The following is a 21932-nucleotide window of genomic DNA, read 5'->3' as shown; positions in this document are numbered from 1 at the left end:
CATTATGGCATTACTAAGTATTTTTGATATTTCTGCATCAGCACTTACTGCGCAATCACAGCGTCTTAACGTCAGCGCAAGTAACATGGCGAATGCGGAAAGTGTCGCAGGCCCTGACGGTGAACCATACCGTGCGAAACAAGTGATATTCCAAATGTCCCCACAAGGTCGCCATGAAGTGGGAGGTGTGCGTGTTAGCCAACTAATTGAAGATCCTGCGGCACCACGTTTGGAATATAAACCGGGTCATCCGCTGGCAAATGAAAAAGGCTATGTGCGTATGCCGAATGTCGACATGGTTGGTGAAATGGTCAATACCATATCGGCTTCGCGCAGCTATCAAGCCAACTTAGAAGTGATGAATACAGCAAAAACGCTGCTTCAAAAAACCTTAACACTCGGTCAGTAACGGAGGCGAGAAATGGGGATTGCCGCCACAATGTATGACTCTTTGGATAATACAACCGCCGGTCCTGAGGCGTTGAAAAGTAATATTCCAAAGAAAAGTCAAAATGATGATATGCGCGATACATTTTTAAAAATGATTGTCACGCAGATGCAAAATCAAGATCCCACCAAGCCGATGGATAATACAGACTTAACCAGTCAACTAGCTCAAATAGCCACACTCGAGAGTATGAATAAACTCGGTGATAGTGTCGGTGGAATATCACGACAAATTGGTTCTGGTCAATCATTACAAGCGACTCAATTAGTGGGGAAAGGGGTATTGATCCCGCGAAATGAAATTATTTTCGCGCCAGTGAAGATAGAGAAGAGCGATGGTAAAGAGGCAATAATATCCAAGCCAACTAACCCGTTACCTGAAGATGAGAGCATCAGCGGCAATGAGGCGCCAAAGGAAGAGTCTCAAGGAGATTATATCTCCTCACCATTTGGTTTTTTTCTGCCTAAAAATGCCGATAGCGTCGAAATTACCATTCGTGACAAAAATAGGGCAGTGGTTCGAACTATTGCCTACGCGACCAAAGTTAACCCCGATATTTATGATATGTCATGGGATGGTCGCGACAATAATGGCAATCTCGTTTTAGATACTAAAAGTAAATATTTCTTTGATGTGAAGGCCATCAGTAACGGCGCTGAAATTGAAGTCACCAAATTAGGATACACCCGAGTCAATGGTGTGACGCCGGGTACAGATGCGCCTTTATTAGATGTTGGAATTGGGCAAAGCGCTCCCTTGAGCAGCATTTTTAAAGTCTACTCAACACCTTAATTTTATTCCCCCAACCGTCATGGAGAAAACATGTCATTTTCACAAGCAGTTAGTGGCTTAAATGCTGCCTCAGCGGGACTTGATTCGATTGGCAATAATATTGCCAACTCTGCTACCAACGGATTTAAAGGTGCCACAGCTTCCTTTGCCGATATGTTTGCTGGTTCAGGCGTCGGTCTCGGCGTTAATGTCGCTGCGGTGACACAAAACTTTAAAGATGGCCCTATTACACGTACTGATAGACCAACAGATGTTGCGGTTTCAGGTAACGGTTTTTTCCGCGTTCAAGATAAAAATGGCGACATTTATTACAGTCGTGATGGGCAATTCACTCGCGATAAAAGCGGTAACCTTGTCAATAATCAGGAAATGATTATCACGGGTTTTCCTGCGGGCATTGATGAAAAAGGCAATGTCACGATTCAAAGTGGTGGTGTGCCTGCTGGATTGAATATTCCAACAGATATGATGGATGCAAAAGCCTCTGACATGGGAAAATTGACGATCAACCTGAACTCAGAAGACCAAGTTAAGCCAAAGCCTTTTGATGTGAATAACCCTGGTGATAAGGGGAGTTACAACTTTAGTACCACAATGACCGCCTTTGATAGTCAAGGTAATACCCACGAAATTTCAATTTATTTTGTCAAAACAGCTGACAATAAATGGTCGGCTTATGGCAAAGATTCAAGCGACCAAGTCGCGACAAAACTCGGCGATATGGAGTTTGATGGGAACGGTCGTTTAAGTAATCCTGCGAATGCTGTATTTGGCTTTGCTTACACCGGAGTCAATGGTGCCAATAACGGCATTTTGCAAGTTGACCTGAATAAAATACGCCAACAAAAAGTGAGTGAATCTTCTGTCAGCGGTATCGATGTTAATGGATATCCCGCAGGTGAATACACCAAATTCAAAATTGAAGATAACGGTCTAATTTTTGCCAACTATTCAAACCAACAAAAACGGGTAGTTGGGCAAGTTGCTCTTTCTGCATTTGCGAATCCAAATGGATTGGTGTCTCAGGGGGGCAACGTTTGGGCCTCATCAAATGCGTCGGGTAATCCAATGGATGGTATACCGGGCGTGGGTCAATTCGGTAAATTAACCAGCGGTGCACTTGAATCTTCTAATGTGGATATGAGCCAAGAGCTGATCAGCATGATAGTGATGCAACGTAATTACCAATCAAATGCCCAGACGATCAAAACACAAGATCAGATGCTACAAACGATGGTTAACTTACGCTAAGTATAGAGGATGTCCATGGATCACGTTATTTATACTGCTATGGGAGGCGCGAGGCATGCGCTTGAAAACCAAGCAATTGTGTCGAATAACATTGCGAACGTTTCGACATCAGGTTTTAAAGCTCAACTATCCGCAATGCGAGCGGTACCCGTTAAAGGTGATAGCGAGCAAACCCGTACATTAGTTGTAGCCTCGACACCAGGTGCCGATATGAGCCGAGGGCCGCTTAACTATACGGGCAGGCCGCTAGATGTGGCACTTAGCGATAAACATTTTTTAACGGTTGAACTTGCGGAGGGTGGGGAAGCCTATACCCGTAACGGCAGCATTCAAATCTCATCTGAAGGCGAGCTGATGATTGGTAAGCATCGTCTGCAAGGGGATGGTGGGCCAATTAATGTGCCACCAAATACCGATCTCACCATTGCCGCCGATGGAACTGTGACAGCGTTATTGGCAACTGATCCGCCGACCATGTTGGGCCAAATTGGCCGCCTAAAAGTTGTTGAAGCACAGTCACAAGATTTGATACGCGGTGAAGATGGGCTATTTCATTTATCAGCACAAGCACAAGCCATTAATGGCAATCTCCTCCCGCAAAGTGAACGCGCGTCAATAACCTCAGGAGTAATTGAAGGAAGTAATGTGAGTGCCGCTGAAGCAATGGTATCAATGATTGCTAACGCAAGGCATTTTGAAATGCAAATGAAGGTAGTTCACAGTGCAGATGAAAATGCACAAAGGGCAAACCAGTTGCTTACCGTCAGCTAATTTTCAGTAAGGAATAATGATGATCCGCTCTTTATGGATTGCTAAAACAGGGCTTGATACCCAACAAACTAACCTTGATGTTATTTCAAATAACTTGGCAAACGTCAGCACCAATGGTTTCAAACGCCAACGTGCGGTATTTGAAGATTTATTGTATCAAAACATTCGGCAACCGGGCGCAATGAGTTCGGAGCAAACATCATTGCCATCAGGGTTACAGATGGGAACAGGATCGCGACCTGTTGCCACGATGCGTATTCATAGCCAAGGTAATTTAAACCAAACGGGCACAACAACGGATATTGCCATCAAAGGGCAAGGTTTTTTGCATGTGCAAATGCCGGATGGCACGGATGCTTATACTCGTGATGGCGCACTACAACCCAACCAAGATGGGCAATTGGTGACGTCGAGCGGCTATCAAATCGTACCTGTGATTATTATTCCTGATAATGCGAGCAGCTTAACCATCGCGCGTGATGGGACAGTTTCGGTAACCGTTTTTGGTGATAATCAACCTCAACAGATTGGTCAAATTACCCTGACTACATTTATCAATGATTCTGGTTTAGAAAGCATGGGTGAGAACCTTTATATGGAAACGGCAAGTTCAGGTGCACCAAATGAAACTGCGCCGGGTACTAATGGCGCTGGATTGTTGTATCAAAATATGCTTGAAACCTCGAACGTTAATGTTGCAGAAGAGCTGGTCAATATGATCCAAACTCAACGAGCTTACGAAATTAACAGCAAAGCCATTTCAGCATCGGATCAAATGTTGCAACGATTAGCTCAACTGTAATTCAATACTCAGTGGCAGCTTGTTGATGTCGAGACGAGTTGTCATTTGGTGGGTGAGAAGACAATTCATGTGATGACAAAACATACACAGCAGCAAAAGAGTACCCTAATGACGAAACGTGGTATTGCCCTTCAAAATCGAGAAAATTTATTATTTTCAACTCGTAAGGCTCTCGTGATGGTTTTGGCATTAGCCATCAGTGGCTGTGCATATATTAAACCTCGTCCACTGGTTGATACTCAAACCAGCGCGTTACCCAATCCGCCAACAGCACCTGCGCCGAATGGCGCAATTTTTCAAAGCGCACAACCTGCTTATTATGGTTATCAGCCACTTTTTGAAGACAGACGGCCACGCAATATTGGTGATATTTTGACAATCAACTTGCAAGAAAATGTCAGTGCCAGCAAAAACTCATCTGCAAATGCGAAGCGCAGCGGAAAAACAGGATTTTTGGCCGCGATCTTACCCGGTTTTATGCAAGGTTGGTTAGGTGGAAGTAATAGCGAGTTAGAAGTGAAAGGCAACAGTGATTTCACGGGCAAAGGAGGCGCAAATGCCAACAACACCTTTAAAGGCACCATTACCGTAACTGTCGACCAACTTTTAGCTAATGGCAATTTACATGTCGTGGGTGAAAAGCGCATTGCTATCAATCAAGGAACTGAATCTATTCGTTTTTCTGGAGTGGTTAATCCACGTACGATTGGTGCAGACAATAATGTTAGCTCAACGCAAGTTGCTGATGCGCGTATTGAATACGTCGGTGATGGTTATATCAATGAGTCACAGAACATGGGTTGGTTGCAACGCTTTTTTCTAAATGTTTCGCCTTATTAAGTAAAGTGAAGATTAGGTTGGAAATCTGTAGAGAGACTCGAATGAATAAATTAGTGGCACTTTTTCTAACCTTACTTTGTGCTTTTGTTGCACCAGCACACAGTGAACGTATCAAAGATTTGACAACAGTGCAGGGGGTTCGTGATAACGCCTTAATTGGTTATGGGCTGGTCGTGGGGCTAGATGGCTCGGGTGATCAGACTATGCAGACCCCTTTTACCACCCAAAGTCTGAGCAACATGCTGTCTCAGATGGGAGTAACAGTGCCTCCCGGTACAAATATGCAATTGAAAAACGTTGCAGCAGTGATGGTAACGGCCAAGTTGCCCCCCTTCGCTCGTTCAGGCCAATCAGTGGATATTGTTGTTTCCTCCATGGGGAATGCTAAAAGCCTTCGAGGCGGTACTTTGCTAATGACACCATTAAAGGGTGTTGATGGGCAAATTTATGCGATGGCACAAGGCAATATTTTAGTAGGGGGTACAGGTGCAAGTGCGGGAGGTAGCAGGATAAAAGTCAACCAACTAACGGGAGGACGGATCACCAGTGGTGCGACGATTGAGCGTGAATTACCAACAAACTTCGGTCAAAACGGTGTAATTAACCTGCAACTCAACGATGATAGCTTCACATTAGCCCAAGATATGAGTGACGCCATTAACCGTTTACGTGGCGCAGGCACTGCGACACCTTTGGATTCACGAACAGTCCAATTGCGAGTTCCAATGAATAATAGCGATCAAGTCCGCTTCCTAGCTCAGATCCAAGAATTGAATGTTCGATTACCGATTGCCGAAGCGAAAGTGATCTTTAATTCACGTACCGGTTCAGTCGTGATTAACCGCAGCGTGGCACTCGAAAGTTGTGCGGTGGCACAGGGTAGTTTATCGGTAACGGTTGAGAGGCAAACACAAGTCAATCAACCAGATACACCATTTGCTGGTGGCCAAACGGTCGTTACACGAAACACGAATATTGGTATTCGTGAACAAAGTGGAACGCTCCAAAAAGTGAACGCTAGTGTGCAGCTTAATCAAGTTATACAAGCCCTTAATACGTTAGGTGCGACGCCGACAGATTTAATGTCTATTTTGCAAGCAATGGAAAGTGCAGGGTGCTTGCGTGCCAAGTTGGAGATCATCTAATGAATGATATGCAGCTGATGCAAAGTGCTGCTTTTGATGTGCAGTCGCTTAGTGGTTTAAAACTCAAGTTATCTGGCTCGCCAGAAAAAGGGTTACGCCAAGTAACTCAACAACTGGAAGCCACTTTTGTTCAGATGATGCTGAAAAGCATGCGCTCAGCATTGCCTCAAGATGGCTTATTTTCGAGTGAACAAACTCAGATGTTGACCAGTATGTATGATCAACAAATTGCCCAAGACTTAGCGCAAAAAGGTCTTGGTTTTGGTGACATGATGTATCAGCAATTAGCACAAAGCCAAGGGTTATCTGTGGAAGGTGCGTTAAAACCCTTGGATTCAACATTGATGGGCGCTTTACCGACTCCAGCTATGGCTCAGATTGTGCGACGTTTTGCTCCACTGGGTGATGCAGTATTAGCGCCTTTGCAGAAGGTCAAAGCTCTCTCATCAAATAACCAAGACTTTATTAGCAAACTGATAGAACCCGCAAAAGCAGCAAGTCAAAAAAGTGGCATATCACATTTTCTTATTTTAGCGCAGGCAGCCTTAGAGAGTGGCTGGGGTCGTCGTGAAATATTAACGACCGAGGGGGAAAACAGTCATAACGTATTTGGTATTAAAGCAAGTAAAAGCTGGGAAGGGCCTATAACGAACATTATGACCACAGAAGTTATCAATGGAAAAAGCGTCAAGATGCGCGATAACTTTCGGGTTTATGGCTCTTATGAGGAAGCAATTGCTGATTACATCAATTTACTAACTGAAAACCCGCGCTATCAAAAAGTAAAACAAGCGCAATCACCAGAGATAGCGGCTCGCCGTCTGCACCAAGCTGGCTATGCGACAGATCCTAGTTACTCAGACAAACTGGTTAGCTTAATTAATCAAATTCGCGGAGATCATTCTGTGGAAAAAACAATATCGAGAGTGATTAAAGCTTACACCGTCGATCTCAATGATATTTTTTAATTTTTAGCGGCTAGTAGCAAAAAACGATGTAATTGCTAAATATTCATCTCATCTTTCCGATAACTAAGTGAATAAATTCAGGCTGATATTGCACAGGTTGCATCAATAAGCCATGGCAATAAGCAACACAAAAGGAAAAGCTTATGCTGAATAATGTAATGAATAATGCGCTAAGTGGTGTGAATACAGCGCAGGGCGGGTTAAGTGTCATTTCAAATAACTTAGCTAACGCTGGCGTTGGTTATTATCATCGTCAAACTGCTGTTTTTGGGGAAAACCCGGGCACAATGACACCTAATGGCTATTTTGGTAATGGCACCTATTTTAGCCATGTGCGCCGCGAGTTTGATGAATTTATTAGTCAACAATATAGCCAGTCCCGCGCACGCAGTGGTGATTATCAGGCATATGCGAAAAATAGCAGCCAAGTTGATGATTTACTAACTCATGATATTGAAGATCTTTCGAGCAATATTGGTGGTTTTTTTGCCGCGTTGGATGCGGCTGCGAGTGATGTGAGTGATAAAACCTTAATAGATGTTTTTTTGGGTAAATCAAACTCATTAGTTAATCAGTTCAAAGAAGCGGATCGACGGCTGCAAGAGATGGAGCGTGATGTTAATCGCCAAATTGAAACAAAAGTGAAAGACATCAATACTTATGCAGAGAAAATCGCAGGTCTTAACCAGCAGATTGCCAGAATGCGTTCTGTTAGTGGCTCAGAACCCAATGATTTACTTGATGTACGAGATCGCTTAGTTAATGAAATTAACTCGTTAATTGGCATAAAAACTATCGAAAAAAATGGTAACTATAACGTCACGTTTGCTAATGGCTTACCACTGGTGACTGGGGAAAAAGCCAATCGTCTTGAAGCCGTGCCATCTTCACAAGATGATAGCCGTCTTAGTGTAGGTTTTGTTGGCGCAAATGGGCAAACACGTGAAATCGCTGATGATGCGTTTCGTGGTGGTGAGCTTAGTGGCATCCTACGTTCACGCCAAGAAGTCATTGATCCTTCCTATCAAAAACTCAATAAATTAGCCCTTATTTTTTCTAATAAATTCAATGAAATGTACTGTAAAGGCTTCGATGCCACTGGGAATACAGGTAAAGATTTTTTTGAGATTGGCAAAGGTTGTGTGGTGAGTAATACATTTAACCGCGGTAAAGCTGAATTTGATTTAGGTTATGATGATGTTTCGCAAGTAACAGAAAGCAATTATGAAATACGTTTCGATGGCACGGATTGGAATATCACGCGGCTCCCTGAAGGAACTAAGATTGATGTGGATAGTTCAAGAGTGAGCACACTTAAGTTTGCTGGCATTGAATTGAAAATCACTAACAATAATGCACAAAGTGGCGATTCATTTTTAGTGAAACCCGTGAGTGGCGTAATTAATGGCATGCAAACTCTGATTAGTGAGGCGGGTAAATTTGCGGCTGCGGGTACAAAAGATAGTGGCTCAGGTGATAACGAAAACTTAAAGGAATTAGTGAAATTACAAGATCAAAAGCTGGTGGGGGGGACTTCTACATTTTCTGATTATTACGCCAAAATAGTCAATGATGTTGGAAGCAAGACCAAGCAAGCGCAAATTGACTCTGAAACACAAAATAAAATGACTGAAAGTTTTTATCAGCAAGAACAAGCGATTTCAGGCGTCAACATGAATGAAGAAAGTATTCAAATGCAAAAAATTCAACAGTTTTTTAATGCGAATGCTCAGGTGCTTAAAACTGTTGATGACCTGTTCAATGCCTTGATGAGAGCTTTCTAAGTTTCAGAGATTAAAAAAGGATCCTATTATGCGTTTAAGTACCAATATGATTTACCACCAGCGATTACAAGATATGAATAATGCACAATCACGGCTTATGGATGTGGGCAGCCAATTAGCATCCGGTAAACGAGTCAGTAAACCTTCTGATGACCCACAAGCCTCATCCCAAGCAGTACGCATTAATCAGTCAGAAAATCGGAATCAGCAATATGTTGCTAGCCGTGGTTTTGCTAAGACAGGAATGACGTTACAAATGAGCATTCTGACCCAAATGACGGATGTGACAACACAAATTGATACAACGATTATTCAAGCATCGAATCAAGCTGGTTTGAGTGACAAAGATAGAAATTCGCTGGCTAATCAATTAACGGGTTTAAAAGATCAGTTAGTTGCGTTGGGAAACACCACCGATGGCAATGGACGATATATCTTTGCCGGTTTTCAATCGGATAACCCCCCTTTTGAAATCAATGCAGAAGGCGAAGTGCTATATAACGGTGGGAATAAAGCGATTACGCAAAATGTGTCTAACGACCGTGAAATGACCACCTATTTTACGGGGGCACAGGTTTTCCCGACTGATAGGAATAATGTGGTTGAAGTATTTAAAGCGCTTAATGTGGGAATTGCTACATTGAGAGTTCCGCAAGATAACGCCGATCCAGATGTGCTAGAAGCCGCTAACAAAGACCTTGGAATAGCCAATAGCGCGATTAAATCTGCATTAGATCAGGTCTCAAATATTGAAGCGAAACAAGGGTTACAATTACAGGAAATTGATAAGTTAAATTTCCTAGCTGATACTCGCAGTATTCAAAATGCGCAGAGAGCCAGTGAGTTACTTGATACAAACTGGATTGGCGCGACAACGGATTATTATAAAGAGAAGGCGATGTTCCAAGCATCGCAAGATATTTTCAAAGATCTCAATAGTATGTCGCTATTTGGTGGACGGTAAGTTTTCACCCGCTAACTTAGCGAGATCATTCGAGATGTTTATAGCGAGTCAGTGATACCACCTTGATAAGAAAACCCGATGAACAGAGATAAACACTGTGATTCGGGTTGTTATTCGAGGTAATTACCCGTGCTATATTCCTGTATTTTCCTGCATACTGAAGTGCCAAAATGAACATTTTAAATTAATTATGTTTCTTCTCTCTTTTGTTTTTCTTGTTGAGTTGCATTTTCCCACCGGTGTTTTAACCTTATTTTACCCTTCTATTTTTGCTCTTTAAAAATTTACCATAAAAACAATAGATTAGAGATGCCGCGAAAAAACAAGGTATTTTTATAAAAATCATCGTAATTTATTGTTGTGTTAAGCGTTTTATTTGATAATTTATAGTTCACTGCCACACAGGCAGCTTAGAAATCTGGATGTGCGAAACCCTCACTTATCGATTGGTTCACTGCCACACAGGCAGCTTAGAAATCTTATTAGTTGACGCTCACAGTCAAGGTTATGTTCACTGCCACACAGGCAGCTTAGAAAGCTAACGCCACTGGTGCGCAGCAGACAGAGTCGTTCACTGCCACACAGGCAGCTTAGAAATGTGTGCACATCGATGCACTTGCGCTTACATCGGTTCACTGCCACACAGGCAGCTTAGAAAGCATTACGCTCACCATTATTCAAAAAGCAGTAGTTCACTGCCACACAGGCAGCTTAGAAAGGATAACTCATTGGCAGGACGAGCGGCGGACGGTTCACTGCCACACAGGCAGCTTAGAAATGTATCTGAGCAAATATACACACAGCAAGAATGTTCACTGCCACACAGGCAGCTTAGAAAACTTTAAAACCTGAGTCCTTCGGGTCCCATTTGTTCACTGCCACACAGGCAGCTTAGAAATCGCCAGTTCTGGCGTGATTATTTCAATTTCCGGTTCACTGCCACACAGGCAGCTTAGAAAAAGCTCAATCATTTCTTTAGTTGAAAAAAATAGTTCACTGCCACACAGGCAGCTTAGAAAATCAGCAAAAGACGCCCCCTGTAAAAAATCATGTTCACTGCCACACAGGCAGCTTAGAAAATCCCAATCGCCTTTCACGTAACCAACATAATGTTCACTGCCACACAGGCAGCTTAGAAATGCACCAGTAGCCCCCAATATGAGCGCGTGACGTTCACTGCCACACAGGCAGCTTAGAAATCGAACATCAATAATGCCGTCGGAGGGGTAGAGTTCACTGCCACACAGGCAGCTTAGAAACGAAATGAAATTACTCGAACTGTCTATACAAAGTTCACTGCCACACAGGCAGCTTAGAAAAAAATAAACGGGGCAAGTTCTATCATGCGCGGGTTCACTGCCACACAGGCAGCTTAGAAAAATGAAGAGTTATTTAGCTTACGAGCGAACAATAACTAGTTTCCATCAGCAATAATAATTCGTCTCACTCCCATTATCTATACAAAATAACCCCTTATTTGGGGTTTATTTGTATAGATATTAAGTCTATTATATATCTGTACAAAACCACCCCACAGAAAGGGTGATTTAGTGGAGATAATATAATGGATCAAATTACAGCTATTCACACACTGGATGACTTTAGTAAAAAGGGAAAAAATATTTTCTTGACCCAAGATTTGGCGACCATTTTCCCTAATGAATCTCCGAAAACATTACAAAAATCAGTTGATCGCTTAGTTGCTGCGGGTATTTTGAAGCGAGCAGCGAAAGGAGTTTATGTCAATGCCAGAGCTTCGTTAGGTGTATATCCATTGGATAGCCTTGCGGTTAATATTCGACGGGGTGAATACAACTACATCAGCTTAGAATCAGCTTTATCTCAGTATGGAGTGATTTCACAGATACTCATCGATAGGCTAACCATCATGTCTACGGGACGATCTGGAGAGTTCGTGACGCCATGGGGGGTCATTGAAATCACGCATACAAATAAAAAACCGTCAGAAATTATTCGAAACACGATAGAAGGCAGGGGTCCATTGCGTATTGCAACAAAAGAAACAGCAATCAAAGATCTTCTTCGAGTTGGCAGGAATACACACCTAATTCAAAAGGAGGAGCTTATTGATGAGTGATTTAGTCGATTTCAATGTACTGGTCGATGACATCGTTACAGCGAATAACCTTACTTTAAACCGCCCAGTCGTTGAGAAAGAATTACTGCACTATGACATTTTGTACTGTTTATCTATTGCAGGGATTCTGAAGACAATTACATTTCAGGGGGGAACCTCCTTACGCCTATGTTATGGTTCTAACAGATTCAGTGAAGATCTGGATTTTGCTGGCGGCCATGAATTCTGCTCCGCAAATATAAAAAAAATTAAAGACTGCATTCAAGACTATGTCGGGGGGCGATACGGTCTGGAGGTTATTGTTAAGGAGCCTGCGGAACTGCGATTGGAGCCAGACTATGCTGATGTTACGGTAGATAAATGGCAAATATCTGTTACAACTTTCCCCGAACGCAAAGACTTGCCTAAGCAACGCATCAAGATCGAAATAGCAAACATTCCTGCGTATACCAGTGTACCTAGAATGCTCAGCAAAAATTATCCCCAACTACCCGATGGATATTCTGATCTAATAGTACGGGTTGAGGAGTTGAATGAAATTATGGCTGACAAATTGGTATCTTTTCCTGGGACAAAGAAATACATCCGTTACAGAGATATATGGGACCTGGTCTGGCTGAAACAGCAAGGCGCTGAATTTGATGCGAAATTAGTCAGAAAAAAGCTAACAGACTATGGTTATGGCCTTGAGTTCAGAGACTTACTAATTAAAAGAATTCACTCTCTCAATGAGATTGTGACAAGTGAAAAATTCAAAAATGAAATGAAAAGATTCTTGCCAGTAACTGTCACGGAACGAACTATCAGTCAGCCGGATTTTCTTAAATATCTTGAGGTTACCTTAAGAGAATTACTGTTAGCGCTTCAGCTGAGTTTATATGGTAAACATGCAGATAAATTACTATTCAAGATGTAATACGCTAAGGTAAATTGTTCAGCCTCCCCAATCAATAGCACAATATAGGTCTGACAAACAGGAAGTGGTTTAACGGCTTATTGGGAGAAAGAGTTAATGTCACTAACAGCCAATATTAGTACGAAGCTCTGAGAAGTAGATAGGAATAGATATTGACTCGAATTCACTGCTGAACAGTCTGCTTAGAAACAACTGAGACGGCGAAAAACGGCAAGCTGTACGCAGAATTGAAAGCGGGTATAGCAAAAGAAGGCGATAATATTGTTGCTGATGCACCAATATTTAAACAATAAAACAAAAAGGTATAATCATTCTTTGAAAAAGAAAGCTTAACAAATCAATCCGAAGATTAAACGTTATCAGTGTTCATATGGGATATAGAACATTTAAATACATAATAATTGACGTTGGTACTAAATATGAAGTTGAAGGAAGAAATGTGCAGCGCTACTACTATTAATAGAGAGATAAAATGGAACATACATTACACAAGAATCATGGCAACGTCGGTAATGGTAACGCAAAAAAAGAGGTAACTAATGACGCACAACTATACATTAGATGTCAGTCTGAATTTAAAAATGCACTCGTAAAAAAAGCTCAATCAAAAGAGATGAAACTATCTGATTGGATAATAGAAGTTTTAAAAAAAGAATTAAGGAAATGATATGAACTAATTTAATAATTTTAGAAATTCGTTTTCTGATGACATACAGTACGACATTGACAATATTGTCGAAAGATTCATTAGACAGGCATGTTCACTGCCACACAGGCAGCTTAGAAATAATCGGATTGTGCTAACTAAATCATTAATAAATGAATCTAAGACTTAATTCGATAATTAAAATGTAATCAATAAGTTGCTCTTGGTAATAAAATCTGCGAAGGCACTCCCAAAATAGCATTGTAATACTGATATTTTATCGATACAGATAGACATTCTATAAGTTAAATTGTATTAATTTAAATTAACTATCAGTTTGCTTGGGGTTATGGTTGATTGCTTAAGCTAAATAAATCTAATCACATAAATATTTACGAGTATCAAGATTCTTCATCAAAATAGCCTCAATTTTCGCTGAAATATAACGCCAATAAGTTGCACACAGATTTAGCTTGATTAATGAGATGGAATACTTGATATGGATGACTTTTCACCTTCAGATCTAAAAACAATTCTTCATTCCAAACGCGCCAATATGTATTACCTCGAACACTGCCGTGTTATGCAAAAAGACGGTCGCGTACTCTATTTTACTGAAGCTAAAAACGAAAACCTCTACTTTAATATTCCAATTGCCAATACAACCGTTTTATTGCTCGGGAATGGCACATCCATTACCCAAGCTGCCATGCGCATGCTTTCACAAGCTGGGGTACTGGTTGGTTTTTGTGGTGGAGGGGGAACCCCACTCTATATGGCAACCGAAGTAGAGTGGTTTACACCGCAGAGTGAGTATCGTCCTACCGAGTATTTACAAGGTTGGATGGGATTTTGGTTTGATGATGAAAAGCGCTTAGCAGCCGCAAAAACATTGCAGCAAGCCCGCATAAGTTATTTGCAAAAAGTGTGGCAAGGCTCGCGAGAATTACAAAATGAAGGGTTTATTTATGATGACAATACTGTCCAAGGGGCATTGAAAACCTTTCATAAACGTACAGACGCTGCGGATAACTCACAAGAATTACTACTTACAGAGGCACAACTAACCAAAGTCCTTTATAAGTATGCTGCAAATAATACCGACAAAAAGAACTTCACTCGGCAGCATCAAGCTATCGATAAAGCAAATGCATTTTTGAACCATGGCAATTATCTGGCTTATGGTTTAGCGGCGAGTTGTTTGTGGGTACTCGGCATTCCGCATGGTTTTGCAGTGATGCATGGAAAAACGCGGCGTGGTGCTTTGGTCTTTGATGTGGCGGATTTAATCAAAGATGCCATTGTGCTGCCATGGGCCTTTATTTGTAGTAAGGAAGATGCGACGGAACAAGAGTTTCGCCAACAAGTTTTACAATCTTTTGTTGATAATCATGCGCTGGATTTTCTGTTCGATACCGTTAAGCAGATTGCATTGAAAACTGGCTCTGAGCAGCAGAATCAGGAGCCGAAATCATGATCGTTACCTTCGTCTCACAATGTGAAAAACATGCATTGAAAAGGACTCGGCGCGTGTTAGATGCTTTTGCGAATCGAATTGGTGATAACACATGGCAAACATTGATCACTGCTGAAGGTTTGCAGACAGTAAAAAAAATGTTGCGTCAAAGTGCAAGCCGAAGCACCGCAGTGAGTTGCCATTGGATACGCTCTCGTTCACGAACTCAATTATTATGGGTTGTCGGTAATAAAAAGAAATTTAACGCAGAAGGGTATGTCCCCGTGAACCGAACTGAAAAATCATTTCTGGGCAGTGAGCATGAAAATGATTGGAAATACCTTTCCCTAATTGGAGCCTTTGCTCGACTTGCGGCGTTATTGCATGATTGGGGCAAAGCATCACGATTATTCCAAGATAAACTTAATCCAGCAATCAAATCTCCCTTTAAAGGCGACCCATTACGGCATGAGTGGATCTCCGCACTACTATTTAGTTCACTGGTTAAAAGCCAATCCGCGGCTGACAGTGATGAAAAATGGCTAGAGATAATCGCTAATCAGCAATGGAATGAACCTCAATTACAACAATGGACAAAAGAAAACGGTTTATTATCAGCGCCTTTAAGTGGTTTGCCTGATGCAGCCTCGTTACTAATTTGGCTAATCGTTTCTCATCATAGGCTGCCTTTTTTGAATAAAAAAGAAAACAGAGATAATTACTGTGATCAAGCTCGTAACTCGTTAGCCAATTTATTAAAAACGATTGAACAAAAGTGGGGCTATGAAAATAGGCAAGATGAAGATGAGTTCAAAAAACGCCTTGGCATGTGCTTTGAATTCCCAAACGGCCTATTAAGCGAGTCGATGACATGGAGCCATGCGGTTCAGCAAGCCGCAATTGATTTGAAACATCAACTGCCTCTGTTCCAAGAAGCCATGAACGAGGGCAGTTGGCGTATTATTGCGCATTATGCACGCCTTTGCTTAATGTTGGGCGATCATAATTACTCATCAAAAGATAATGATCCTCAATGGAAAAGTGATATTCCACTTTATGCGAATACCAAGCGGTATTTTGGTCTTATGCAGTTTAAGCAAAAATTAGATGAACATCTGGTTAATGTCGCCGAAATAGCGCGTAATGTAGCAGAAACATTGCCTTTCTTTGAAAGTGAACCGCCTACTGCTAGCGATATCCCAGATTTAACTCACGATAAAAATAGCCAAGGAAAATTTAGCTGGCAGGAAGATGCGGTTAATACGCTTTATAAGTATCGTGAAGAGCATGAAGACGGCGTAAAAGGCTATTTCATTGTCAATATGGCGAGCACAGGCTGTGGAAAAACATTGGCTAACGCGAAGATTATGCAGGCGTTATCAGAAGATAAACAAAGTTTACGCTATATTCTGGCATTAGGGCTACGAACATTGACCCTGCAAACCGGTGATGAATATCGCGATCGTATCGGGCTTGATGACAGTCAATTAGCGGTTTTAGTCGGCTCTAAAGCAGTAACTCAATTGCATCTGGATTCAAAACAAAAGCAAGAGGACATATCAGCGGAAAGTACCCCAGAAGCTAGCGGTTCTGCATCACAAGAAAGTTTATTTGATGACGACGAATTACATTGGCCTGAAGATAAGTGGCAAGGAATATTACCAGAAGAATCCCTTTCGACTGTACTCACCAGAGCCAAAGATAGAGCCTTACTGTATGCGCCAGTTCTGGCTTGTACCATCGACCATATGATGGGGGCAACAGAAACAATCCGTGGCGGACGCTACATTCTGCCTTGCTTACGTTTGATGTCATCAGATCTGGTTATCGATGAAGTGGATGACTTTACTGATCATGATTCAATAGCGATAGGGCGCTTAGTGCACATGGCGGGGCTGCTGGGGCGTAAGGTGATGATCTCTTCGGCGACCATTCCACCTGATTTAGCGTTAGCCTACTTTCATGCTTATCAGGCGGGTTGGCATGTACATGCTAAAAGTCGACAACAGTCAGCCCAGATTGGGTGTATTTGGGTCGATGAAGGCAAATATGATGCAGTTAAAGATAAATGTAAGTCCACGACCCATACAGCGACAATCATTGCCAATGAGGCTAATGCGCCTTCTCTTTATCAGCAATATCATGATGCTTTTATTGATAAGCGCGCCAAAATATTACAAGCGCAGCCAGCTCGCCGTAAAGCCTGTATTGTGCCAATGTCATTGGATAAAGGTCAAAATAGCCAGCCGCATTTTTTTGAACATATTCAACAAGCGATTCTAGCACAACATTCAGCGCATTCTTTTATCGATAGCCAAACAGGGATCCACATTTCATTTGGTGTTGTGCGTATGGCCAATATTCGCCCCTGTGTGGAACTAACGCATTTTTTACTTGCATGTGAATGGCCTGAAAATGTTGAAATTCGCACGATGGCGTACCATAGCCAACAGGTTTTATTGTTGCGCCATGAGCAAGAAAAACACCTTGATAGCGTTTTAAAGCGTAAAGAAAAAAACGGAGAACTTCCAGTCGCCTTAGAGAATTCAATTATCCGCGGGCACTTGGAACAAGTGAAAAATGAAGGTAAGGCAAACAACCTTATTTTTATTCTTGTTGCCACGCCAGTCGAAGAGGTCGGGCGTGATCATGATTTTGATTGGGCGGTAGTTGAACCTTCTTCTTATCGTTCTATTATTCAGATGGCGGGGCGTGTACGTCGACATCGGGAAGGTGCTGTTGAACATCCGAATATGGCTTTACTTCAATACAATTGGAAAGGGTTTCAGGAAGGCGGCAAAGAGGTGACAAAAGATGTGTTTAGATGGCCGGGTTATGAAAACGAGAATTTAAGCCTAAGATTAGTGACTCACAACTTAAGTGCGTTGGTTGATGAGCAACAGTTACTTCAATCCGTAGATTCAATCCCAAGAATTACAAAACAGCTCGATTATGAAAGTAGAAAACACCGTGATTTAGCCTGTTTAGAGCATGCTGCCATTAAAAAAACTCTGGCAACGGGGGCTGTTTTTGCGGCTAAAACAGAGGTTAAACAAAATAATTCTTCTCGGCGCTCAAATCAACCAAAGCCACCACTACCGACTAATACAGCATTTCATTTGTGGGGCTATACCCATGGTTGCTGGTGGATGACTGGACTACCTCAACAATTAACGCCATTTCGGCACAGTACACCTTCTATTCGACTGTCATTAGTCATTAACAATAATGGCAAGTTAGAATTTAGTCAGTATCAACAAGATCAATGGATTTTTATTGAATCGAAATATGGAATTAAGCATCAACCATTTGAACCAGTATTAACCAAAAGGCTTTGGCTATTTCGAGATTACGAGCAATCTATTAACTCTTTCGAGCAAGCAGACCTACAAGTTATTTCACTTTCTCGACTATATGGTGAAATTAGTTTGCAGTTAAGAGATAAGCAAGATGTTGAATATCACTATAACGACCAAATGGGAATATATGTTGTAAAACGATAATTTTGTTTTGAATGGTGAAGCTGAGTAGAGAGCCGATTAGTTTGATACACTCGGATCATCTCTTAGTCATCGAAATAGTTAATTTTCGATTCAATAAGTTAGTGATTTGATGCATATATCGAAAAGGATATGAAATGCTTGTAGATTTTGAATCAAGATGGCTTGTAGGATCACTGAAAACGTTGTGCTCGGCTAGCCGAGCAGATACTGATATTTCAATACAAGCCGAGTAACGTAATAAATGTATAAATTGAGCCACAAGGACCCTGAAATATGTTAGATCCAGCAATAGAAGATTTCTTTGCGGAACGTAAAGACGGCTGGCTTAAAAAGAATTTAAAAGCCTCCATGAGTGACGCTGAAATTAGCGAAAAACAGCAGGAATGTGAAAATACGTTTGCTTTAGCGCAGTGGATACCTAACGCGGCAAAGCGAGCAGGGCAAATCTCACTGTCGACTCACCCCTGTACCTTTAGTCACCCCAGTGCTCGTAAAAACAAAAATGGTTCTGTTAGTGCGACTATTGCCAATGCCAAACAGGCAAATGATGGTTTTTTACGTTCGGGTAATGTGGCTGCTGAACCCGATGCATTAGGAAATGCCGCCGCGCTTGATGTCTACAAGTTTTTGACATTAGAAATGCAAGATAAACAAACGTTACTAGAGCATATCAATGCAGAAACGGAGCTTGCAAAAACATTATTGACGATCAGCAATGAACCATATCAAACATTGCGAGATGGTTTTTTAGAAATGGCAGCAGTGGATGATACGGTTGTCACTAGCTCAAAAATAAAACAAGTCTATTTTCCTATTTTTTATGATGATGAAGATTATCATTTACTTTCGTTGTTAACACCTTCTGGCCTGTTGTTTGAAATGCGCCGCCGAATTGACGTCATCCGCTTTTCAGAACAGACCAAAGCATTACGTGAATTAAGGCGTAAAGGGGAATACAGCGAGGTTGGCTATCAAGAAATTTATGATATCACTTCTATTGGTTTTGGTGGGACTAAACCTCAGAATATCTCAGTATTAAACAACCAAAATGCGGGTAGGGCATATCTATTGCCTTCATTACCACCGGTTATAAATATCCGAGAAATGCGATTACCGAAAACCAATTTTTTTGCTGATACCCAAAACCCGTGGCATGCCAAAGAGACATTTAAAGCATTTCATGGGTTAATTTCATTACCAAAAGATAAACGGGGCAGTCGTTTTATCGAGTATCGCGATAACCTTATTCAAGAATATGTTGATTACATATTAGTGATGATGTGGAAAGTGCGACGTGCATTTGAACTAGAAAATAGCGTCTTACCAACAGGGCTTTCGAAGTATCAACAAACGTGGTTATTTCCAAATGAGCAAACTCAGCGAGATAACATGGATGACTGGCTGCTCGTATTAATTCCTGAAATTGCCCGCTGCTTTATTGAGGGATATAAAAAAATCAATGGCAATAAAGCATTATCGTTAGGTAATGATGAATTCAGCGCTATTGCGGATGTGGTGGCAATAAATAAGGAGCTTTTGCGATGAATCCAACTCACTTTATTAAGTTGTCCCATCTGAAAGTGCAAAATGCCAACGCCTTATCAAGCCCTTTTACGATCGGGTTTCCTGCAATGACCGCATGGCTAGGTTTTATGCATGCACTTGAGCGTAAGCTAAAGTATCAGCTAAAAGCAGATGATCTGGACAGTTTAGAATTTGCGTCAGTAGCGGTGATCAGCCATGAGTGCAATCTACAAACCTATAAAGGTCCTGGCGATTTTGTGAGTTCCATTATTGGTACAGGTAATCCATTAGATAAAGAAGGTAATCGTTCTGCCTTTATCGAAGAAGCTCGTTGTCACTTGGATGTCTCATTACTGATTGAGTACTCCGTTGCAGCGAAAGATGAGGATGGGGATACTGACTTACCTGAAGGGCATCCTATCTTTAGCACTCTTCGTGAGATTATCCCGACGATGAAATTAGCGGGGGGCGATATTTTATCTGTCGATGTGCCACAGCGATGTACGCTGCCAGCGAATGAGCTCGATGGAAGTAGTAAACGAAAATTATTGAATAGCATGATGCCTGGCTATGCACTAATTGAGCGTCGCGATCTCATGATAGGTGCGATGGAAGAGGGGCAAGATGCGATGGATGCCCTATTAGATCATGTTGCTGTGAATAATCAATGCGTAGAAATAGAAACAGACAGTGAGCAGAAAAAAAATCAGTTTGAATGGAAAGCACAGCGTAAAACATCAGGCTGGGTTGTACCGATAGCCACGGGTTTCCAAGGAATATCCCCATTAGGTGAAGCAAAAAATCAGCGAGACCCTGATGTTCCTCATCGATTTGCAGAAAGTGTCGTAACACTAGGGCAATTTGTGATGGTTAACAAGATAGGTCATCCTGAGGAAATGCTATGGAAACATCACTATGATTTAGAAAATAACCTCTATTTGTGCCAACAAGTTGAATCTAAATATTTTACGAGCGGAGAGTAAATAATGGCGAAGAAAGATGATGTAGCATCAGTATTGGCGTTTGAAAAAAAATTGGTTCCATCTGATGGGTATTTCTATGGCACAAGCTGGGAGAATAAAGCACAATTTACGCCATTAGCTCTGCAAGAAAAATCTGTTCGCGGTACGATTTCGAACCGTTTAAAAGGCCCAGTTAAGAATGATCCACTAAAACTGAATGCCGAAGTAGAAAAAGCCAACTTACAAACGGTTGATGCCTGTGCGCTAGGCCCTCAGCAAGACACATTAAAGCATCAGTTTACCCTTAAAGTTTTAGGTGGCGTCGAATCGCCATCGGCTTGTAATAATGCCCTTTTCAAAGAAAGCTATTCTAAGGCTGCGAAGGAATATATTGAGAAAGAAGGATTCCGTGAGCTTGGTCGTCGCTATGCACATAATATTGCAAATGCTCGTTTTTTATGGCGTAACCGTGTTGGCGCTGAAAAAATTGAAGTCATCGTTAAAATACTCAATACCGGACAAGAGCAGCAGTGGACTTTTGATGCGACTCAATACAGTATCCGCAGCTTTGATCAACAAGATGAAAAAGTACTGACATTAGGCGACAAAATAGCGGCGGCATTAGCTAACAGCCAAGGCGCATTACTGCTTGAAATTACCACTTATGCCTTGTTAGGGCAGGCACAAGAAGTATATCCGAGTGAAGAGTTAGTCCTTGATAAAAGCAAAGGTAAAGGCAGTAAAAGTAAGATCCTTTATCATGTTAATGGTCATGCGGCGATGCACTCACAAAAAGTGGGTAATGCATTACGTTCCATTGATACTTGGTATCCAGCCTATGATGATGAAATCAATAGTGCGGGTGCCATTGCGATTGAGCCATATGGTGCAGTGACTAATCTTGGTACAGCGTATAGAACACCTAGCGCAAAACAGGATTTTTATACTTATTTCGATAAGTGGGCACGAGGTGACAAATTGGCACGTATTGAAGATGAACACTATGTGATGGCGGTATTGGTTCGTGGTGGTGTCTTTGGTGAAAGTGACAAATAAGGTGGA

The 21932-nt window shown here is 41.7% G+C and carries 18 protein-coding genes and 1 CRISPR repeat array; all 18 genes read left to right on the top strand.

Annotated features, from left to right (window positions below; translation table 11 throughout):
- Nucleotides 1–4: 4 nt before the first annotated feature.
- On the top strand, nucleotides 5–409 hold the full coding sequence (gene flgC / locus OOA_RS08270) for a flagellar basal body rod protein FlgC (protein ID WP_008911689.1): 405 nt from the start codon (nucleotides 5–7) through the stop codon (nucleotides 407–409).
- 12 nt (nucleotides 410–421) lie between these two features.
- On the top strand, nucleotides 422–1240 hold the full coding sequence (locus OOA_RS08265; RefSeq protein ID WP_008911688.1) for a flagellar hook assembly protein FlgD: 819 nt from the start codon (nucleotides 422–424) through the stop codon (nucleotides 1238–1240).
- Between the two features lie 30 nt (nucleotides 1241–1270).
- On the top strand, nucleotides 1271–2491 hold the full coding sequence (gene flgE / locus OOA_RS08260; RefSeq protein WP_008911687.1) for a flagellar hook protein FlgE: 1221 nt from the start codon (nucleotides 1271–1273) through the stop codon (nucleotides 2489–2491).
- 15 nt (nucleotides 2492–2506) lie between these two features.
- Nucleotides 2507–3262, top strand: coding sequence for a flagellar basal body rod protein FlgF (locus OOA_RS08255; RefSeq protein ID WP_008911686.1), 756 nt, complete (start codon nucleotides 2507–2509; stop codon nucleotides 3260–3262).
- 19 nt (nucleotides 3263–3281) lie between these two features.
- Nucleotides 3282–4064: a flagellar basal-body rod protein FlgG gene (flgG, locus tag OOA_RS08250; protein ID WP_008911685.1), complete on the top strand. Its 783-nt coding sequence runs from the start codon at nucleotides 3282–3284 to the stop codon at nucleotides 4062–4064.
- A gap of 72 nt (nucleotides 4065–4136) precedes the next feature.
- Nucleotides 4137–4904, top strand: coding sequence for a flagellar basal body L-ring protein FlgH (locus OOA_RS08245; RefSeq protein WP_040690892.1), 768 nt, complete (start codon nucleotides 4137–4139; stop codon nucleotides 4902–4904).
- Between the two features lie 41 nt (nucleotides 4905–4945).
- Nucleotides 4946–6049 carry a flagellar basal body P-ring protein FlgI gene (locus OOA_RS08240; RefSeq protein ID WP_008911683.1) on the top strand — a complete coding sequence of 368 codons (1104 nt, stop codon included), beginning with the start codon at nucleotides 4946–4948 and terminating at the stop codon, nucleotides 6047–6049.
- Nucleotides 6049–7017, top strand: coding sequence for a flagellar assembly peptidoglycan hydrolase FlgJ (gene flgJ, locus OOA_RS08235; RefSeq protein ID WP_008911682.1), 969 nt, complete (start codon nucleotides 6049–6051; stop codon nucleotides 7015–7017). Before OOA_RS08240 ends, flgJ begins: the two co-directional genes overlap by 1 nt.
- A gap of 143 nt (nucleotides 7018–7160) precedes the next feature.
- Nucleotides 7161–8801: a flagellar hook-associated protein FlgK gene (flgK, locus tag OOA_RS08230; protein ID WP_008911681.1), complete on the top strand. Its 1641-nt coding sequence runs from the start codon at nucleotides 7161–7163 to the stop codon at nucleotides 8799–8801.
- A 28-nt stretch (nucleotides 8802–8829) separates the two neighbouring features.
- On the top strand, nucleotides 8830–9765 hold the full coding sequence (flgL, locus tag OOA_RS08225) for a flagellar hook-associated protein FlgL (RefSeq protein WP_008911680.1): 936 nt from the start codon (nucleotides 8830–8832) through the stop codon (nucleotides 9763–9765).
- A 389-nt stretch (nucleotides 9766–10154) separates the two neighbouring features.
- Nucleotides 10155–11144: a CRISPR direct-repeat array (repeat unit 28 nt; unit sequence GTTCACTGCCACACAGGCAGCTTAGAAA).
- 185 nt (nucleotides 11145–11329) lie between these two features.
- Entirely contained in the window at nucleotides 11330–11863 is a 534-nt protein-coding gene (gene abiEi, locus OOA_RS08220) for a type IV toxin-antitoxin system AbiEi family antitoxin (protein WP_008911678.1), read from the top strand.
- Entirely contained in the window at nucleotides 11856–12779 is a 924-nt protein-coding gene (locus tag OOA_RS08215) for a nucleotidyl transferase AbiEii/AbiGii toxin family protein (protein WP_008911677.1), read from the top strand. Before abiEi ends, OOA_RS08215 begins: the two co-directional genes overlap by 8 nt.
- 472 nt (nucleotides 12780–13251) lie before the next feature.
- On the top strand, nucleotides 13252–13446 hold the full coding sequence (locus tag OOA_RS08210; RefSeq protein ID WP_008911676.1) for a hypothetical protein: 195 nt from the start codon (nucleotides 13252–13254) through the stop codon (nucleotides 13444–13446).
- 478 nt (nucleotides 13447–13924) lie between these two features.
- Nucleotides 13925–14902 (top strand): type I-F CRISPR-associated endonuclease Cas1f, encoded by a 978-nt coding sequence (gene cas1f, locus OOA_RS08205; RefSeq protein WP_008911675.1) that lies wholly within the window; start codon nucleotides 13925–13927, stop codon nucleotides 14900–14902.
- Nucleotides 14899–18384: a type I-F CRISPR-associated helicase Cas3f gene (gene cas3f / locus OOA_RS08200; protein WP_008911674.1), complete on the top strand. Its 3486-nt coding sequence runs from the start codon at nucleotides 14899–14901 to the stop codon at nucleotides 18382–18384. Before cas1f ends, cas3f begins: the two co-directional genes overlap by 4 nt.
- Nucleotides 18385–18657: 273 nt before the next feature.
- Nucleotides 18658–19929, top strand: a complete 1272-nt coding sequence (gene csy1 / locus OOA_RS08195) for a type I-F CRISPR-associated protein Csy1 (RefSeq protein ID WP_008911673.1) — start codon at nucleotides 18658–18660, stop codon at nucleotides 19927–19929.
- A complete protein-coding gene (csy2, locus tag OOA_RS08190) occupies nucleotides 19926–20891 on the top strand; it encodes a type I-F CRISPR-associated protein Csy2 (protein WP_008911672.1) in 966 nt (321 codons plus the stop codon). The genes csy1 and csy2 overlap by 4 nt, the downstream gene beginning before the upstream one ends.
- A 3-nt stretch (nucleotides 20892–20894) precedes the next feature.
- On the top strand, nucleotides 20895–21926 hold the full coding sequence (gene csy3, locus OOA_RS08185) for a type I-F CRISPR-associated protein Csy3 (RefSeq protein ID WP_008911671.1): 1032 nt from the start codon (nucleotides 20895–20897) through the stop codon (nucleotides 21924–21926).
- The last annotated feature ends 6 nt before the right edge of the window (nucleotides 21927–21932 follow it).

The organism is Providencia burhodogranariea DSM 19968 (assembly GCF_000314855.2).
GTDB lineage: Bacteria > Pseudomonadota > Gammaproteobacteria > Enterobacterales > Enterobacteriaceae > Providencia > Providencia burhodogranariea.
This window is presented reverse-complemented; position numbering and strand designations above follow the sequence as displayed.

Bases quoted from the DNA above. Each gene is read 5' to 3' on its own strand.
- flgC (WP_008911689.1), top strand. From the start codon at position 5: ATGGCATTACTAAGTATTTTTGATATTTCTGCATCAGCACTTACTGCG.
- OOA_RS08265 (WP_008911688.1), top strand. From the start codon at position 422: ATGGGGATTGCCGCCACAATGTATGACTCTTTGGATAATACAACCGCC.
- flgE (WP_008911687.1), top strand. From the start codon at position 1,271: ATGTCATTTTCACAAGCAGTTAGTGGCTTAAATGCTGCCTCAGCGGGA.
- OOA_RS08255 (WP_008911686.1), top strand. From the start codon at position 2,507: ATGGATCACGTTATTTATACTGCTATGGGAGGCGCGAGGCATGCGCTT.
- flgG (WP_008911685.1), top strand. From the start codon at position 3,282: ATGATCCGCTCTTTATGGATTGCTAAAACAGGGCTTGATACCCAACAA.
- OOA_RS08245 (WP_040690892.1), top strand. From the start codon at position 4,137: ATGACAAAACATACACAGCAGCAAAAGAGTACCCTAATGACGAAACGT.
- OOA_RS08240 (WP_008911683.1), top strand. From the start codon at position 4,946: ATGAATAAATTAGTGGCACTTTTTCTAACCTTACTTTGTGCTTTTGTT.
- flgJ (WP_008911682.1), top strand. From the start codon at position 6,049: ATGAATGATATGCAGCTGATGCAAAGTGCTGCTTTTGATGTGCAGTCG.
- flgK (WP_008911681.1), top strand. From the start codon at position 7,161: ATGCTGAATAATGTAATGAATAATGCGCTAAGTGGTGTGAATACAGCG.
- flgL (WP_008911680.1), top strand. From the start codon at position 8,830: ATGCGTTTAAGTACCAATATGATTTACCACCAGCGATTACAAGATATG.
- abiEi (WP_008911678.1), top strand. From the start codon at position 11,330: ATGGATCAAATTACAGCTATTCACACACTGGATGACTTTAGTAAAAAG.
- OOA_RS08215 (WP_008911677.1), top strand. From the start codon at position 11,856: ATGAGTGATTTAGTCGATTTCAATGTACTGGTCGATGACATCGTTACA.
- OOA_RS08210 (WP_008911676.1), top strand. From the start codon at position 13,252: ATGGAACATACATTACACAAGAATCATGGCAACGTCGGTAATGGTAAC.
- cas1f (WP_008911675.1), top strand. From the start codon at position 13,925: ATGGATGACTTTTCACCTTCAGATCTAAAAACAATTCTTCATTCCAAA.
- cas3f (WP_008911674.1), top strand. From the start codon at position 14,899: ATGATCGTTACCTTCGTCTCACAATGTGAAAAACATGCATTGAAAAGG.
- csy1 (WP_008911673.1), top strand. From the start codon at position 18,658: ATGTTAGATCCAGCAATAGAAGATTTCTTTGCGGAACGTAAAGACGGC.
- csy2 (WP_008911672.1), top strand. From the start codon at position 19,926: ATGAATCCAACTCACTTTATTAAGTTGTCCCATCTGAAAGTGCAAAAT.
- csy3 (WP_008911671.1), top strand. From the start codon at position 20,895: ATGGCGAAGAAAGATGATGTAGCATCAGTATTGGCGTTTGAAAAAAAA.